We start from the raw sequence: 16774 nt of genomic DNA on the forward strand, positions 1-16774 counted from the left end.
TTTGCGCGATATTCCCACTTAGATTGTGTTTCGATGCCTAGGATGAATAGGCTAAGAAGGATTATGTAATTCTATTGAATTATTTTTCATTTTCTTAAATGAAAATAAGCATTACAGCTCCGCCTAATTCTCATTTGGTAGCCATAACCAAACACTTACACGATTATTACAATCGGCCTATTTTATTTTAAAAGATAATGGTTTTGTTTTTGGATTGATAATTCCGATTATTATAATTTTTTTTGTAATAGTGAGCATTAACTTATGATGCGTCTCACTTGGTATTGGATTTTCTACTGATTAACCTCCACGGTCAAGAGCGGAACAGATGAGTAATAACGCTTCAACTTCTTCCCCCTCCGAATTACTTTACGATGACCCAAGCATCTCAGGGCCGGATATGGCCTTCAATAATGGCCAGGTAGACGGATACACAGAAGAATTTGACAGTTCCCTGCCTAATTTGACCAGCAATACCGATCCTGACTGGGATATTACCCAATGGACTGCTCCAGGATATTTTGATCCTACAAATCCAGACACCAACGACACAGCAGACAGCGATCCACTGTTAAACGGGGATCCTATCGCAAAATGGAGCGCGGTCAGTGGCAACGTATCCAGTGGATTGGCCGTTTATAAGTCATCACAGTATGGATACACCTATGCCTTAACTCAGGCCGGAGGTTCCAACACAGACGTATTCCTGCAAACAAAAGAGCAGAATGCGGGTGTGGCTAACACCTTTGACCACCAGTTAACCTTTTCGGCCAATGAGCGGATTACTAACGTCGAGCCAAATGGGGATAATACCACATGGTTCTGTTACAACGCCTTCACCTTCGCTTTTAACCTCAGTGGTAAATACTCTGTACCGGCCGCCAGCTATTTTGCTCAAGCTGTCATGGCCGACAACAGAGGCCAGGAAACTGCTGATTCAGGGAATGGCACCTCTCTCTCTACAGGCGTGTTTAATGTTTCCAACAATGATACATATCAGGACACATCTGGGGCATGGCATATTGACGCCACAGATGCCGTTGATTCCCTACCTTTGGAAGATGACACATCTTTCCATCAGGTAACTATCAATCTAAACGCGATGCTTGATAGCCTTATATCGGCTCTATCTCTGAAATATCCGCAGTACGCGACATATTACCAAGATCTCTCTGATTGGACGCTCACTGGGAGTTATATTGGCCCGGAGGGGGTATCCTCAGGATCCACTGACCCAAGTTATTCAGCCACCATGGAAGTAAACGATATTAAGATCACTTCCGGTGATAGCGCAGATCAGTCATACTCGGCCGCAAACCAAAAGATCGTTCAGGTCAGTGATGGGCAAGCCTCTACCATTAAAGTTTATAATGAGTCATCTGTCATACACCTTCCATCCGATGGCTCTTCAGACATTATCCTGAGCTCCTACTCAGGCAGTGGAGTAAAAACCATTACGGTCGATGCTGAAGGGACTGACGATACTATCAATCTTAATGGCTACAATGCGATTATCGATCTTAGCAATATCAATGGATATCTGACGATTACCCCTTCCTCTGGATATGAAAATATCACCCTCAATGGCACGGGCGCCGTGAACATATCCGGCTCATTTAATGGAAGTATAACCGACAATCGGACTGACAAGGGAGATTTCGTTCAAAGCGGTGGCACCGCCAATTCCAGCACAGGAACGGATGTGAACAGCACGTCATCGACATCCAGCAGTTCGAATACATCAAGCACGCCAACCGTTACAGATATAACGATACAGCGCGATGTGACACAGTACCTTAGCCCGACAACAGACAGCTCAACTATCCTCTCTCTTGATGGAGGATTGAACCTAGATGGCGGGAAGAATGTCACGATGGTCGGGAGTTATAAGTACTTCAACCTCTTTGGCCTTACCGGGGATACCCAAATTGCCTCAGCATTGTCGGGCACCGGGACGATAGCGGAGGCATCAGGAACACCAGGAATAACACTATCAAGCAGCTACGCGAGCCTCAATGTAAATGACAGCAATATCAGTGTTTTCAGTTATGGCGGTGAACTGACCCACACTGGCACAGGCAACACAACTGCGTATGGCGATATGGGCCAGATGTATATCTATGGCGGCACAGACAACAATATTGGCGTCTCTCTGGCCGGTGTGGGAGCATTGTATGATGCTACTGGGAATATAGGTGTAAGCCTTGAAGACTCAGCGAGCAATTTGACGCTAGATGGCCCATCATATGATTATATCACGGCTGGCGATGGATCCGTGACTTTTAATAACGGCGCATCTGGCAATATCACGGCAGCTCAAACACATTCTACTGGTCTGTATGTTAACGCCAATGGCGGTCAGGTAGATTATCAAGCAACATCAGATACCAATGCCACGATTACAATCGGAGGTGGCCAGGCCAATCTTACATACGATCAGGGTTACACGGCCAGTGTGTTAGACATGTCCTCCGAGGCCGTTGAAACGATAAAAGGCTTCGATCCCGCGAATGGAGAAATCGTCCTCACGCATCTTGGCTCAGAAGGTATCGGCGGACTATCCATTTCATATGAAAACGGTGATGCGCTGATCTCCTCTGCCGGTCAGGCCGCAAGGCTTGAAATAACCGGCATTGGATCTTCCAGAGTCGAAGCTTTTTCAAGTTTGGGCGGGCAGGATTTTAGCACAACCTACGGTTCAACCTCCGCAATCTTGGCATTAGCTAAATGAGGGAGAGAAGCCACTGCTGTCTGTATACTCATCTTCAACCGAAGGATCTGGAGCATCTGGCTGGGGGGCCTGAATATCAGTTCTGAAGTTCCCGTCAGCCTTTGCTGCCTCAGCACACCCTTCTGAGGTAGCAGCTCTATAGGCAGGTTTAGCCCCAGACGGATCATACATAACCCAGTTTCCTGTCCCACCAATAAGCGGTGGGATCTCCCCATTATGATCCCTGAACCGCATCTTAGTCTCAAAGTCATAGATGTGGGCAAAATCATAGCCATTAAGCGTTACAAGGTCACGAAACGGTTGCCACTTAACAGAATCTTCGTGTCTTCGCTTTGCCCATTCGTAACAATAGTCAGCCCTGGCGTACCCCAACGTAACCGTTTCATCTTGTGTGGGAATTGGCACTTCCGAGCCCATCAACGCGAAGTATTTCTGAGCTTCAGATTGGATAATCTCCCTCAGTTCCGCCGGGCAATTCGGCTCAAACCGAGGCTCTAACAATGCAAATGATATCCAACCCATTCGCTCGTACTGACCATTTTTCATCTTCGTTCGGTCAAAATAATCAAAGCAAGGGGTTGACCCCCTCTTCATAAAAAAACGATCAGTAAGATCATATTGCATGGGAAATGACATTGTGGAGCCTATCATGCTGAATGATGTAAAGACATTCCCATCATTCTAGATGATTGGCCTTGCAAAGGACTAACTAATTTGCCGCGGCGGAAATTGACAAGGCTTTGTCAATTTTTAACCTTGCCATATGCAATAGGTTATGCGAAATAGTCCCTGCTCAAACCATATGAGATATGGCAATAAACGAAGAGTGGAATAAACATTGCGGACCAGGGGGCAGTACCCTGCATCTCCACCAAAATCTGCAAGCCTCACTAAGGCTTGGCGTAACGACGTCAACCTCGCATCGCAGAATGGGGATGAAATAGGATCGACGTGATGTGGTAAAGACTTTTCTTTTGCCCGGCATTGTACCGCCGTTATCGGGCTAAACCTATAAGTGCCAACGACAACAAAGTTGCACTCGCTGCCGTCGCTTGACGGCAAGCGCGGTTCGGGGGGCACCGGGCAACAGAAGCCCCCCACTACCATTGAAATTTCACCCCTTCATTCAGCCTTTCAGGCCAGTTCAGGGTTCCGTATAGCAAAAATCATGTGGGGTGCCGGAGAAGATATTTACGGGTTACGGACGGTCTGGCCGTCAATGAAAAATCCCCTCTCCTTCACACAAAAACACGGCTGGACAATATCAAAGATCAAGATGTCACTTCAGGAACTAGCTGTGTCTTGGATAATGATCGTTCCCTTTTATATTCCTTCACAAAATTGAGATATAGCCCCGCCCCATAATCAATACGATACTTGCGCAGTATCGGTTCAACTTCATTACATATATCTGGAACTGTAGACAGGTTTTTGATTATTGCCTTTGATATTTCAAGGACATTATCTACTTTCACGACTTCACCCAAATGACCATTTTGACTAAAAATTTCAGATATGGCAGGTGTACAGTTCGTTGTTACAATAAACCGGCCAGCGGCCAGAGCCTCCAATAAGACTGCTCCATATCCTTCACGGCGAGAAGAAAGGACAAAGATTGAGCTTTCTTCGAGAAGATCCCACACTTCGTCACGATAGCCCAGAAGCGTGATATTTTGCATCAGATCCAGCTCTCTTATCATATTCTCTAGATAAGATCTGAGCTCACCTTCACCGCATATGTTCAGATGTGCGTTTGGCAATCGGTCAACTACCAAACGAAAAGCCTTGATTAGCGTGTCAAAGCCTTTTTGTTCAGTAAGCCTTCCAACTGCTAATGCTTTATAATTGGTCGGAGGTGAAACTGGGCGGGTTACCTGCGCAGACAATGCAGGCAATGGGATAACCTTTGTATCTCTGCGATTAAGGATGAGATCACATTCGCGAGCTGTACTTCCGTCAAGCGCCACAATAATATCGCTTTTCTTAATCAGAAGCTTCATTCTCATATTAAATGCGGCTTGAGAAAAATAACTCCGACCAGGCTTATAGATAAGAGAACTGATCTGGGTAACGAGTATCGGGCGGAATGGCTTGGCCATTCTCGACATTTCATAAGTGACCGGCCAATGATAATTTCCGGGTATGTAGCAGAAATCAACATTGCACTTGCTAAAGAAAGAGCGTGCCGCGATCCCCACTTCTCTTGGGGATCCTCGGCGTCTGGCAATGGCGGGAACTGCACAGACTATCTGGACGTTTGGACTCAGTAGTTCACGCATTTCACCAGTACGCGAACCGCAAAAAACTATGACCTTATGACCCTGACTATGCCAATAATTCGCCAGCCTAATTGCGATCCTCTCGGATCCGCCCAGCTTAAAATCATGAATAACAATGCCTATCTTAAACATCTGAAATTTCGTCCATCCAATTTGATATTTAACTCAATGATTTTCCAGCATTTGCTGCCATTTGTTCAGAATGGCAGGCTGGGCAAATTTCAGAGCGCTTTCCTTTGCATTGTGTGAAAAAGTTTCTCTCAGGTTGTCGCTGCCCATCAAGTTGAGCAATCGTTCTGCAAACCCATCCATATCGCAAAAATTAACCAGATATCCGGTTCTATTGTTTTCAACGATTTCACTGGGGCCTGTTTCGCAATCATAAGCCACAATGGGGATGCCCACACTGGCAGCTTCAAGCAACACCATGGGTAACCCTTCATATCGTGAAGTGAGAGCTATGATGCCGGCTTCTTGATATATGGGCCTCACGTCTTTCTGGGGCGGCAAAAACTCCACATCAGGAATTCTCAATGAATCACACTGCAGGTCATGAGCGTCAGGCCCATCTCCCACAATTTTTAGTGTCCAATCTTTAGCCCGGACGTCCTTTTTAAGGGTGTCCCAGATATTGAGTAGATGATCGAACCCCTTTTGAAAGGTTAATCTTCCAATAGCGACTACAGTTTTAGCATTTTTATTGTAACGAATATCACCTAGATCTGGCACTGCATTGGGGATTGTCACAATTCGAGCATGCGTATCAGTTTTCTCTTTCCAGATTTGGCGATCTCGGTTTGTGAGAACAACGATATCATCAGCATATTTTGCAGCGATATTTCTTGCGATGCGTCTTTTCTTTTTTCCAAGATCAACATTAAAGTTGAAATGCTCCCAGACGACACATCTCACGCCGGCTAATTTGGCTGCGGGCACTCCGTAAAGGGCATGCTTACTCTCGACAATCACCAGAACATCCAATTGGAGACTTGAAATAGCCTTATAGAGTTTATGCACAAATGGAATATATGAGGAGATCAAAGACTTTTCCGATTTGAAAAGGCCAACCTTCTCAATGGAGGGGTTGAGCTCAAATGCGGGTTCACCTTTTGGACAGACTTCAATTAGGTAAACACGATCATCCTTAGCCAATCCATTCATGATAATTGAAGCGCTACGCTCGGTACCGCCTAATTTCGCCATATCCTGTATTAAAAAGCCAATTTTTAACACTTTGCACCTAATTCAATGAATCCTAAGGGAATTATCAATTTCTAAACCCAAATTTAGAATGGGGGTATCTCATGCCAATTGATCAGTCAATTCTCAAAAAAAGGCATATAGCCATGACTATTCTACACCCCTCAGATTGAAGCGTACAAGAGGATAGTGACTTATGAACTGCGAAAGCTATCTGGCTTTTACCAGCAAACAACCAGTGAAACTTATACGCTGTTAAAAAGAGGATATTTTGGGAAAAAACCGTTAAAACTGCTCAAAAATGATTATGAAATGGGTTTCCTGCCTAAAAATAATTAAATTTCATATCAGGAGAAGGCATGTATAGCAGTCCATCTGCACGCGATTAAATCTAGATATGATAGTGACCTTTCTCTTTGCGCCCCCCTAAAATCTTGACAGAAAAGCAATTAAACTGCATTTGACAGGCTAATTTTCATGTGATGCCCAGATTGTTTGTAATCACGCTACCTCGCGAGACCAGATGACCTCTACCTCTTCAGTATTTTCGCGCATTATGGGCAATACAGCCTTATTGATAAGTAGCCGTATAATCAACGCAATCTGCAGTTTTATCTATGTTGCCTGGGCAGCCCAGACATTGGGGCTTGCCAACTTTGGTTATCTTCTACTTGTCACCACATTTGTTTCTCTAATATGCGATGTGACCCATCTTCAATCGTGGCAATGCCTGCTCCACTATGGCACCTCATTTTTCGAGAAAAAAGAATTCTCAAAGTTCCATGATATTCTCGGTTTTTGCATTAGATCAGATTTTATCAGTGGTCTGATCGGTTTTCTGGTGAGCATTACCCTGGTTTATTTTCTTGGCAGCAGTGTTTTGCACTGGTCGCCTGATATCCAGATGAAAGCTTTCTTATGTAGCGTGACCATTCTCTGTATGAACACTGGATGGTCAACGGGCATTCTGCGCCTGTGCAACAAATTCAAATATGTAACATGCTATGAATTGATAACAACAACTGTAAGAACAACTGCAACATATATTGGATTTGTCCGGCATTACACACTCGACTATTTTTTGTTTGTTTGGTGCCTTACACAATTAACCATGTTTGTGTCGTGTACTTTTTTTGGTGTTTATTTGACCAAGAAATTTACAGGAAGCCTGCCAGCGCCGAGGCTGATTTTCTCTCTAAAAACACCTCTGCAGGGGATGTGGAAATATAACGTCAACACAAGCATCAATCAGATACTCGAAGCTGTTTTTCTTCAGGGGGCGACCCTTGCCATCGGATCGTATCTGGGGCCAAAAGACGCGGCTGTGTACCGGGTAGCCAGGCAAATAGGCAATGGATTGGTCAAACCGGCCCAACTCATGATCCCAAGTCTTTATCCTGAATTCATCAAAATGAGAGATAAAGAGGACTGGCCGGGCGTTAAGCACATCATCAACAAAACATTTGGCGTTGTGCTGGGCGTATCAGCCCTCGTGCTGCTCATCGTCTATTTCTTTGGCCAAGACATCATCAGTTATATGCTCCATCAGAAAACGACATATGGGTTCAGCGTGCTGTTTATTCTGTGCTGCAACTCCATAATAAATATCCTAATGGTGCCTCTTGAGCCTTACATCATTATGATCGGTAAAGTGAGCAATCTTCTCAAAATAAGAATATCCGTCATTTTCCTATATTTCTCACTTCTGGGTGTATTTATGAGCACGTGGGGGGTAATCGGATCTTCTGTAGAAATACTTCTCTCATCAATAATATTATTTGCTTTTTGTTTTCACGCATTCAATTCCGACTTGAAGAAAAGACTTCCAAAATAACAATATTCCCCTCCCTGTTTTTTATAGGGAGGGGAAATACTTATGTCTTAGCACCCAAATTTAAAGCCAAACAGACACAACTTTCTAATGATTTCATTGATAGGGTAAAAAATACTCTGCATTTTTATCAGCCAAGTGATGCCCTTTGCTACCATCGAACCATGTGGATAGTAAGTGGCTACTGAATTGGCCATGGTATGATAAAGACTTGTGTCGACCACTGCATTTGGTCTCATACCAATTAAGAAAGCTACAGAGGCTAATGAACCAATCAAGAGGGTACGCTGGAGGGGAATGCCAGGCCTCAACCATTTCAGGAGGTAATTTAGGCTTTTGAAGATATGGACAAGAGCACCGAGGACGGAAAAGAACAACGCAAGAGGAGGTGCAACGAGGGCTTCCATCGCCTGACGTCCAATGTATGATCGTATCTCACCATCTTTATAGCTATCCGGGCCATGATCCAATTTGCTTCTAAATTCATAGTCTGTTCGACAATTGATAAGCTCTGGCCATAGTTGCGTGGCAAATTCTGCGCCCGAAAGCTTTGGAGATATGGGAAATGAACAATCAGTATTTATCAATGCCTGCTTGGCTTTATCCTGTATCGCTGGCGACATAAAAAAATCACTGAAATAAGTGTATTCTCGATCTGGAATACCTCCGAACAGTGAGTACATAAATGACTTATATTGCTCTCTATTCAAGAAAATAGAATGCTTTTTCCGCTCAATGTCGCTATATTTTTTATATGAATCATGCATGCTATTCACAAATGGCATGTAAATGTCTTCAAACATCTTTTGTGAATTCATACCTTGATCAATAAGGCTATTTCTTATGGCTGTTTTAATACCGCCGGCGATCTTTAGATCTACGTCTTTTATCGACAAGACATAAAAAGGCAGTATCGCCATCATCTGCTTTTCTGATGGTGAGGCATCAGATCCAGTCTTCAGGGGAAGTCCAGCAAGATTGATTGTCCCCTGCTGGACGCCATGGGAAATGAAGTTAATAGCAACAGCTTCTTTACGCTGCTCGCCAGTGGAAATGTCAACGAAATGCGTCACAAGTCTTTTTTCTAGGTTGTAAACGCAACTGACACACAGAACAGCGGTTACGACCATAGCTACAAGCCGACCGAAGACAGACCAATTGTACCGGGGCATAATGAATACGCCCCAGATAAAGATCGTGACTGCCATACCAGATAGAATACGGCCCCAGTTTTCGATGCTATGGACATTATCTGATGTGCCACCTCCGCCGACAACATCAAGAAGTCGCGCATTAAATGACAACTCAAATATGAGATAAATAATGGTTATTATGGTGATATAAGGCAAATAGCCTCTACCATTTGTATATGACATCTCTTAGCTCAACTTAATTTTCTCAAAAATTAGTCTTGGAGGTTAATCTGCCCCGTTGATTGGGAAGTGTTGTTAACCCCCTTCCCTTCAACACGGCTTACATCATCGACAAAGCCTTGATTTGAAGGTGCGTTAGACGAGGAACCCAAGCGGGTCGGCCGAACCCGATCGGTCTTACGGTAAGAGGTTTGTTGAGCGCGCTGATGATAACTAGAAGATGCGGCCCGGCGTTCAAGAGCTGCCTTGTGACGATAATAGTCAGCCAGGGAATAAAACTTGCCTGCCCGATAGAATACACCACCGCCGAGTTGCGAATTCCCGCCTTCTGCAGAAATATCCCGAATTTCCAGCCCATCTTCATTATACGTGAAAGAATACGGGTCGCTTGACACCCCAGTTGGGGCCAGAGGTATCCGATAGATGCTCATACCATCCTGTCTGGTAGAGACAATCTCCCATGTGGGAGCGTAATCACCAGAATATTTGGTGCCTGCGATCACGACGATGCTCTCACCCTGGATGACTTTTTGAGCAACGATCCTTACTTTACTCAGCTTGGTATCGATGGACTTCGTGCCGCCTCGGATCACGATACGATCAGTGCTCCCAAGTGTAGGAACAATATCAAACGTATGCCCATAAAACATGTATGAGGCTTCTGGTGATCCAGTTGGGACAAACTTCCCGTTAACCATAACGCCTGAACAGCCCGACACTGACAATGCTGCGGCAATCATGAAAGATGAGAAAGCAGGACGCCAGGCGATGCTAAGGAATTTGCTGATTATACCTTTGGAACCCGCGGACTTCTGATGCTTAATTCCATCATTCCCAAAGTTACCTTCAAAATGAGGATTGTCAAAAATGTGATGTAACATGTATCCGTTTGCTTTCCTTAGTAATTTCTAGAGACATTCTAAATGCGGACATTGCTTAGCGCAATAGCTTTCACTACATATAGGGAAAGTTTAATCAGCTAAATAAGGTGCGCTCAATGATGAATATCTACTTCGGGAAAGAGGGAGGGCCTCACATCGCCGTCTCTCTTACAATCCATCCTGACCTACCAGACTTAACACTCCAAACCGGAGGAGCCAGATCGTTCCTGCTTGCCACTGGCCATCAAACGGCGATGTATCACAGATTGAACAGTTACTGTGATGATGTGTCTAATGTAAGAACCACAAACTGGAGCAATCATCTCCAAAATCGCGCTTTTCTGATTGAGGACTTGAAGCGTGAATCAAGTATGTCAAAGAATATAAAACAGATTCTAAAACCTACAAAACAGCATAGGGACGAAATAAGGCCGGATATTTTTATAGTGTATTTCCGCTCGCCATTATGCGTTGGCTTTAGCCAGATTCACCTATTGGAAACTGTCAAATCAATCTGGAAAGCTGGAGGGTATGTATATATCCAAACCTTAGGCGTTCTCCTGAGTGAAGGAGACAATCTTGATGTAGTTATCAATGATTTGTTGAGAGAGAAAAAGAAATCTGAAATGCGCCGGTATCGGAAAAAGGTTGGCAATCCCGAATAGATCATTCATTCATCAGCTTGTAAGCATTTTTGGGCACCCGGAGGAATGGACATGAAATGGTCAGAACGGCGGAAAGACGGGTTTAACCTTTCTCAGGAATACCAAAAAGATGCTGACGCTGAAAATACAATTCGTGCATACGAAACCGATTGGAAGGCATTTGAAGATTGGTGCGAAAAAAATAGCCTCCAAGCACTGCCCGCATCAGGTGAAACCGTAGGTGCCTATCTGGCTGAAGCAGGTGAGTCTTACGCAATGGCTACCCTCAGACGCCGTGTTGCAGCGATAGCAAGAAGGCATAGGCATGAAGGCATGCCTATGGACGTGAGACAGCCTGCAATACGTGAAACGCTTCGAGGTATAGCTCGCAATCACGCGGCACCGCCCAAACAGTCTGCAGCTCTGGCAACAGAAGAAATTAGAAAGCTGATTGAAGTTTGTGACACTTCAGATCTTGCTGGATTAAGAGACAAATCTATTATTCTAATGGGCTTCGCTGGAGCAATGCGCAGATCCGAAATCGTCGCTCTAGATGTATCGAACGTGCGTTACATTGAAGATGGTATGCAGATCATTATTGAGCGATCTAAGACTGATGCTGAAGCAGAAGGCACTGTGTTGACCATCGCTTCGGGATCCTCCCCTGAGACATGCCCAGTACAAGCTTTGAAAGACTGGCTTAAAGAGGCCCGCATCTCTTACGGCCCACTGTATCGCAAAGTGGACAGATGGGGTCGAGTGCATGAGACGCCCCTGGTGCCAGACGCAATTAGGCAAATTCTCAAAAAACGATCTGATATGGCCGGTCTTAAGGGGTCTCTCATGGAGCCGATATCCCCTCATGGTCTACGTGCAGGATTTGTAACCACAGCATATCGCGGAGGGGCTCTTGACGAAGAAATCATGGGTCATACTCGGCATAAAAGCCTAAGCACTATGAGAAGATATGTTCGGAGGTCGAAACTTGGGACCAAAAGCGTTTCAAAGAAAATAGGACTTTGAAAATCCTGTTTTTTTAATATCACTTTATTGATTATGTAGATATCCATCATTTAAGATTGATGAGGGTGCGCGCCTGAGTGCGTATAGTTGGAACATGAAGGACACGAATATGACTAACACAAAAACGATGCGAAGGAACGCCATGATCAGTTCGCTGACCATTTTCCTTGTTGCGCCTCTGATGGGGGGCTTTGCTCTTGTCATGGGGACACTGCATATGGCGATGTATGTTGGCCCCGATTTCCGGCAATTCGACCCCGCAACAGAGGCGGTATTGCGCATCTTCGGCATGGCTGTTCTTGGGATCGTTGGCATCATTCTGGCAGCCCAGCGATTTGCTACTCCGATTAGGCAGCAGAACACTGGTGGGACATCGGTTCAATCCTGAGAACCAGACCGGGTGGTTTCAGGTGGTTTATGCAGTTCTTCTACCTCATGTTAGAGATCGGGTATTCCCACTTCCCTCGACTATCCAACTAATAACCCTGCAGTCCAAAAAATGGCCTACAAAAGGTCAATGGAGAGCGTGTTGAGTAAGAGATTCCATGTCAGATTCATCGTTTTAGAAGGAATTGATGGGGCTGGCAAAACCACTCAGTCAAAAATGCTTTCTAAAGCATTGAGCGATAGAGGAATGGATGTGCTTGGCACAAGAGATCCTGGAGGAACCAAGGCTGCCGAAGATATCAGAAAAATCCTTCTTGGCGATAACTCCCCAGAATCTGCCAAAACTCAAGCCCTGCTATTCACTGCCGCGCGGATGGATAATCTTGAAATGAATATCCTTCCCCATCTAAAAAATGATGGCGTGGTAATTATGGACAGGTTTTTGACAAGTACGATTTCCATGCAGGGCTACGGCGCCAAATTCCTTGCAGGCGAAGGATCTGAAGATCCCATCCCTTTCGCTTCCCAGATGGTACATCTGATTGCTGATCTGCCAAGACACACATTTCTCATAGATCTCAACCCTGAAGCTGTAAAACAAAGAGTTGGAAGCCGCGAAGGCCAGGCTTTGGATGTCTTTGATAGAAAGCCTGCGGCCTATCATTCAGTAGTGCGCGAAGCGATGCTTCGTGAAGCCAAAAATTTTACCGAAATCCTGACAATCATTCCTGGGCATGAAGGCCCTGAAGCTATTCATAAAATGATTATGGAAGAGCTTGCAGATGATAAGGCCTTTTGCCTCCCTCAGGCTTCCGCCTAATCTTAGCGCGACTAATTTTTTCTTAAGCCTAATGTCAACTGACAAGGCCATTTTATGGGTTTTTGGCGTTTTTGGGGTTGATAATAAAACATAGGCCATTATGGTATGAAATATCCTTATGAGATGGGATGGCAAAACCATTCTACCTCAGTTTATGCAATTCTTTAATTTGCTAACGGGAACGATAATCTGTGAAAAAGCCATCCTCTTTGGGTGGCTTTTTTGCGTTTGAAGGCATGATCCTTGCCTCTCGGAATGCTTTCGCGTCCCAGTACCATAGCGTCTTATCGATATTGACATGAATTAGGAATTACTCGCTTGCATGGCACTCTCCTAAACTTCTCTCAATCAGTAAAATTAGGTGGGACGTAGTTGTGATGAATGGAATGAGCGATGATCAGTCAATCTGCATGGTCTCAATTGATGGAGGTTGGAGTGTCCCACAGAGCAGTATGCCTCAATTGGCCAAAGCGATGGAAATGGCATTCAATAATTGCGTAACGAGATCACAAGAAAGAGCAAACCGTGCATTGGAGGCATTTTCTCAGACTGATTTTTTCAAGAAAAACCTTTCTTCCTCCCTCCAAAACTTCCCGACAGAAATCGTGTGCCTGGCATTTATGGAGTTCTGCCTTACAGATGCCGGATCTCGTGCGATAGGAATAGACAACACCCCTTCTCACCCTTTAGCCACGCCAAACCAATGGAGCATGTCTGATCACGCTTATCTAGCCAGCGCCGTGGCCAGAGAGGCACTTAAACATGGGCTTTGGAAAGGTGGTGAAACACAATTATCTTTAGAACAGGTGGCAGAAATTCTTGGGAGCCCGACTATTATGCGCAACCTCGAAGGTGGCGAAATAGAGATCAGCCCTTTAGAATGCACTGTACGCCTGCATTATGACAGTGAAACAGGCAAATCCTCGCTCAATGCCTGGGGGCCTTACAAGACCCTGATATTCTGCATGCAGTCGATCAATTGGGATGCACATCCTGATCACGGAGGGCATCTGAAAGAGGCGGTTCAGAAGTTGAGCGGGAATAAGCAGAGCCTTGAACACAATGTGCACTCATCATTCGGTAATCCAGTCGCTTTGGAAAACAGAGACGCTGCTGTCGAGAGTTCTAACGTTTATGAGGAAACCTCACCAAATCCTTGATAGTAAAAGAAATTCCGTTAAATAAAATAGGTCACACAGGAGGATGCTTTGAATTCAAATCGCATCTTCCCCTGATCCTTTAAAGGTTATTCAAACATTGGCTAGAAATCCGATTGAGTGCAAGAGATCCACTGCAGTACCCCCCTCCAGAGCGTTCAAAAAGATAGAGCGAGGCTTGAAGGAGGCCTTGCAAGTTGCTCTTGCTGAACAGGCGGCTGATACTGATCAATTCACCCGGCCCATCTCAAGTCGAAGCAAACATCTGCCGCGGGAATAGAAATGTTCCGTGCCGTTCCGAGCCAAACCGGCCCCTAAATGTCGAGGGTTTTGCTTATTTGAGACCTGCCTTGCATCTATCTGAAGCAATATACCATCTCATGTAGAATATTTCTAAGACATCGGGAGAACTTCTGATCATGAAATTCAAATCGGTTGAGGATCTTAGGGAAGCTTATCCCAATGCCTTCAAAAAAGATGGTTCTGTAGATCTAACAGGGAGATCCGAGATCGAGGAACTGCCGAATGACTGGCACGTGCCTGGCACACTATCTCTCAGACAGTGCATGGGGCTCACTCGTTTGCCGGAGAGACTGAATATTGATGGCGCCCTGGACATGAGGCGCTGTGAAAGTGTGTCGCATATCCCAGATGACCTCCGCGTTGGGCAAAGCATGGTCATCACACGCAATGATTTGCTGAGCGACCTTCCTGAATATCTGGCAATTGGAGGCTCTCTAATGATTTCTGATCTAGGCAATCTTGAGCGGATGCCTAGAAATCTAAAAGTCGGGCAGGATGTTTCCATCGCACAGTGCGATAAATTGAAGGAAGTGGGAATGCACCTCGACATTCCAGGGAACCTCAGCATCAATCGCTGTGCGGATCTTGAAGAACTGAATATCGAGATCAATGTTGGGGAAAGCCTAAGACTGTTCGAAATGCCCTCCATGAAGGAAGTCGCTCCCAAAAGCCGCATCCATGGTGATATTATTATCGGAGACTGTCCCCATTTGGCCGCCGTTGATCCCATTTTTTATGCCACTGAAATCTTGGGTGTCATCAAAGTTGACGGTGAGAAGGTATGGCCAGCTCCTGAGCCAGAAAATCCAGCTCCTTAAAGCGAAATCCCGCCGATCAGGCGGGATTTCTGCTTGAGGCTGGAAGAGGCATAACAGTGAACTTAAGGTAGCATTGCTTCAAGAAGCGATGAATTCTCACGTCTTTCTGGGAACTTATGTCTTGCCCCAGCAAGATAGGACAATGAGCTATCAAGACAAATCCAGTCACGGCTCAGCGTTTCGCACGCGCGCGCTGTGGTTAGAGAACCTGCCATTGGATCGACAACAAGATCACCCGGATCCGTAGCCAGTTTAATGCAATGCTGGGCAAGTGCCTCTGGCATGATAGCTGGGTGCTGAGGTAATCCCTCCTTTTTTAAAGCCTCACGGTAGTATTTAGGGCCAGCACTGCCTCCAGCCGAGAACAGCACAGGTGCAATGGAACCTCCATTATCCCTGCTGAATCCGGTACTAGACATTCTGTGGCCTCCGGGCCTGACACCCCCCATATGGTAGGTTTCTGACGGGGGTTTTTTGTATTTCTGAAGCACATTCCGGTTATTGGCTTTTGCATAGGGATTTTCTGAAATCCACAATACAGGCTCTACCGATGGCTTAAGCCGGATGCGCTGTTGAGCAACCCAGCGGAATGGCGAGGCAAGACGTGATGTGTTGTGCCAATAGAGTGTATCTAAAACGCGGAACCGAGTTTCTGTAACTAAGCGCATGCGCAGTTTTGTCAGATGCTCTTGTTTAATTGGAAGGCCAGGAACATAGGTTTCTGCAACATTAAGCATCATTGACCCCGTATCCCGCATTTTGGGGGCAAAGCCAGAGATCATATCCATCATGAAAGAAACCCAGCTTTCCTCGTCTAGATCCCCATTGGCGTATTGTTTCAGGGCGCCGGGATATGGAGGGCTAGTGAAAAGAAGATCAATCGCATTGTCCTCGAAATGGCCTACAGCAGTTTCCAGCTTTGTCCAAAGGGCCTGCCCATGTGGAGTTTCGAATACGGTAACCACAAGACCTTCGGATGCGTTATGAAGCTTATCATGCCCGAGATCTGTTAAACTCCAGACACCACGCTCAGGTGATGCAATGAGCCCCTTCCGCGTGGCAGTTTGTCGTGTCCAGCGAACATCTCTCTCAAAGGCGTTATGCGTCTGGCCATTTCGATCCGCTTTAGTCTGGCGTTTACGCTGTTCATGCGTCAGACCAAGCTCATCAGCTACAGCCTCATAAATTTTTTTGGGAGTAGAAACACCGCCATCTTTTGATAGGGCAGAAATGAGAGGAAGCAGAAGTTGCTTTCTTGAAATTCTCATAAATTAAACCATGACATATTAAAGGGCTTTCCAGCATTATATCTTGGCCAGACCTCACT

Annotated in this window: 14 protein-coding genes and 1 other RNA gene; 9 read left to right on the forward strand and 6 right to left on the reverse strand. The window is 45.4% G+C overall.

Features of this window, described 5'->3' with window-relative positions:
- Positions 1-328: 328 nt before the first annotated feature.
- On the forward strand, positions 329-2731 hold the full coding sequence (locus tag FCN51_RS00965) for an autotransporter outer membrane beta-barrel domain-containing protein (RefSeq protein ID WP_160256069.1): 2403 nt from the start codon (positions 329-331) through the stop codon (positions 2729-2731).
- Here the strand turns inward: FCN51_RS00965 and FCN51_RS00970 are convergent.
- Positions 2720-3367, reverse strand: a complete 648-nt coding sequence (locus tag FCN51_RS00970) for a hypothetical protein (RefSeq protein ID WP_160256070.1) — start codon at positions 3365-3367, stop codon at positions 2720-2722. The two genes, FCN51_RS00965 and FCN51_RS00970, sit on opposite strands and share 12 nt — an antisense overlap.
- A 116-nt stretch (positions 3368-3483) precedes the next feature.
- On the opposite strand from FCN51_RS00970, the gene ssrA reads away from it, so the two are divergent.
- Positions 3484-3833, forward strand: a transfer-messenger RNA (tmRNA) gene (gene ssrA, locus FCN51_RS00975).
- A 169-nt stretch (positions 3834-4002) separates the two neighbouring features.
- On the opposite strand, the gene FCN51_RS00980 is transcribed toward ssrA, so the two are convergent.
- Positions 4003-5142, reverse strand: a complete 1140-nt coding sequence (locus tag FCN51_RS00980; RefSeq protein WP_160256071.1) for a glycosyltransferase — start codon at positions 5140-5142, stop codon at positions 4003-4005.
- 33 nt (positions 5143-5175) lie between these two features.
- Positions 5176-6243, reverse strand: a complete 1068-nt coding sequence (locus FCN51_RS00985) for a glycosyltransferase family 4 protein (RefSeq protein ID WP_143225591.1) — start codon at positions 6241-6243, stop codon at positions 5176-5178.
- Positions 6244-6733: 490 nt separating this feature from the next.
- Here FCN51_RS00985 and FCN51_RS00990 point away from each other — a divergent pair, with 490 nt between their 5' ends.
- Entirely contained in the window at positions 6734-8044 is a 1311-nt protein-coding gene (locus tag FCN51_RS00990) for a lipopolysaccharide biosynthesis protein (RefSeq protein ID WP_160256072.1), read from the forward strand.
- Between the two features lie 47 nt (positions 8045-8091).
- On the opposite strand, the gene FCN51_RS00995 is transcribed toward FCN51_RS00990, so the two are convergent.
- A complete protein-coding gene (locus tag FCN51_RS00995; protein ID WP_160256073.1) occupies positions 8092-9417 on the reverse strand; it encodes a hypothetical protein in 1326 nt (441 codons plus the stop codon).
- A 29-nt stretch (positions 9418-9446) separates the two neighbouring features.
- Positions 9447-10295, reverse strand: coding sequence for a hypothetical protein (locus tag FCN51_RS01000; protein ID WP_160256074.1), 849 nt, complete (start codon positions 10293-10295; stop codon positions 9447-9449).
- 116 nt (positions 10296-10411) lie between these two features.
- On the opposite strand from FCN51_RS01000, the gene FCN51_RS01005 reads away from it, so the two are divergent.
- The 6 genes from FCN51_RS01005 to FCN51_RS01030 all read left to right on the forward strand — a co-directional run bounded on the left by FCN51_RS01005 (position 10412) and on the right by FCN51_RS01030 (position 15447).
- Positions 10412-10960 (forward strand): hypothetical protein, encoded by a 549-nt coding sequence (locus tag FCN51_RS01005; protein WP_160256075.1) that lies wholly within the window; start codon positions 10412-10414, stop codon positions 10958-10960.
- A gap of 51 nt (positions 10961-11011) precedes the next feature.
- Positions 11012-11962 (forward strand): site-specific integrase, encoded by a 951-nt coding sequence (locus FCN51_RS01010; protein ID WP_160256076.1) that lies wholly within the window; start codon positions 11012-11014, stop codon positions 11960-11962.
- 109 nt (positions 11963-12071) lie between these two features.
- Positions 12072-12350: a hypothetical protein gene (locus tag FCN51_RS01015; protein ID WP_160256077.1), complete on the forward strand. Its 279-nt coding sequence runs from the start codon at positions 12072-12074 to the stop codon at positions 12348-12350.
- Positions 12351-12491: 141 nt separating this feature from the next.
- Positions 12492-13169: a dTMP kinase gene (tmk, locus tag FCN51_RS01020; RefSeq protein ID WP_160256078.1), complete on the forward strand. Its 678-nt coding sequence runs from the start codon at positions 12492-12494 to the stop codon at positions 13167-13169.
- A 386-nt stretch (positions 13170-13555) separates the two neighbouring features.
- Positions 13556-14329: a hypothetical protein gene (locus FCN51_RS01025; RefSeq protein WP_160256079.1), complete on the forward strand. Its 774-nt coding sequence runs from the start codon at positions 13556-13558 to the stop codon at positions 14327-14329.
- A gap of 416 nt (positions 14330-14745) precedes the next feature.
- Positions 14746-15447, forward strand: a complete 702-nt coding sequence (locus FCN51_RS01030) for a hypothetical protein (RefSeq protein ID WP_160256080.1) — start codon at positions 14746-14748, stop codon at positions 15445-15447.
- Between the two features lie 62 nt (positions 15448-15509).
- Here FCN51_RS01030 and FCN51_RS01035 read toward each other — a convergent pair whose 3' ends face one another.
- Positions 15510-16715, reverse strand: a complete 1206-nt coding sequence (locus tag FCN51_RS01035; protein ID WP_124297552.1) for a site-specific DNA-methyltransferase — start codon at positions 16713-16715, stop codon at positions 15510-15512.
- Positions 16716-16774 lie beyond the last annotated feature (59 nt).

The organism is Acetobacter pasteurianus, from assembly GCF_009914215.2.
Taxonomy (GTDB): domain Bacteria; phylum Pseudomonadota; class Alphaproteobacteria; order Acetobacterales; family Acetobacteraceae; genus Acetobacter; species Acetobacter pasteurianus.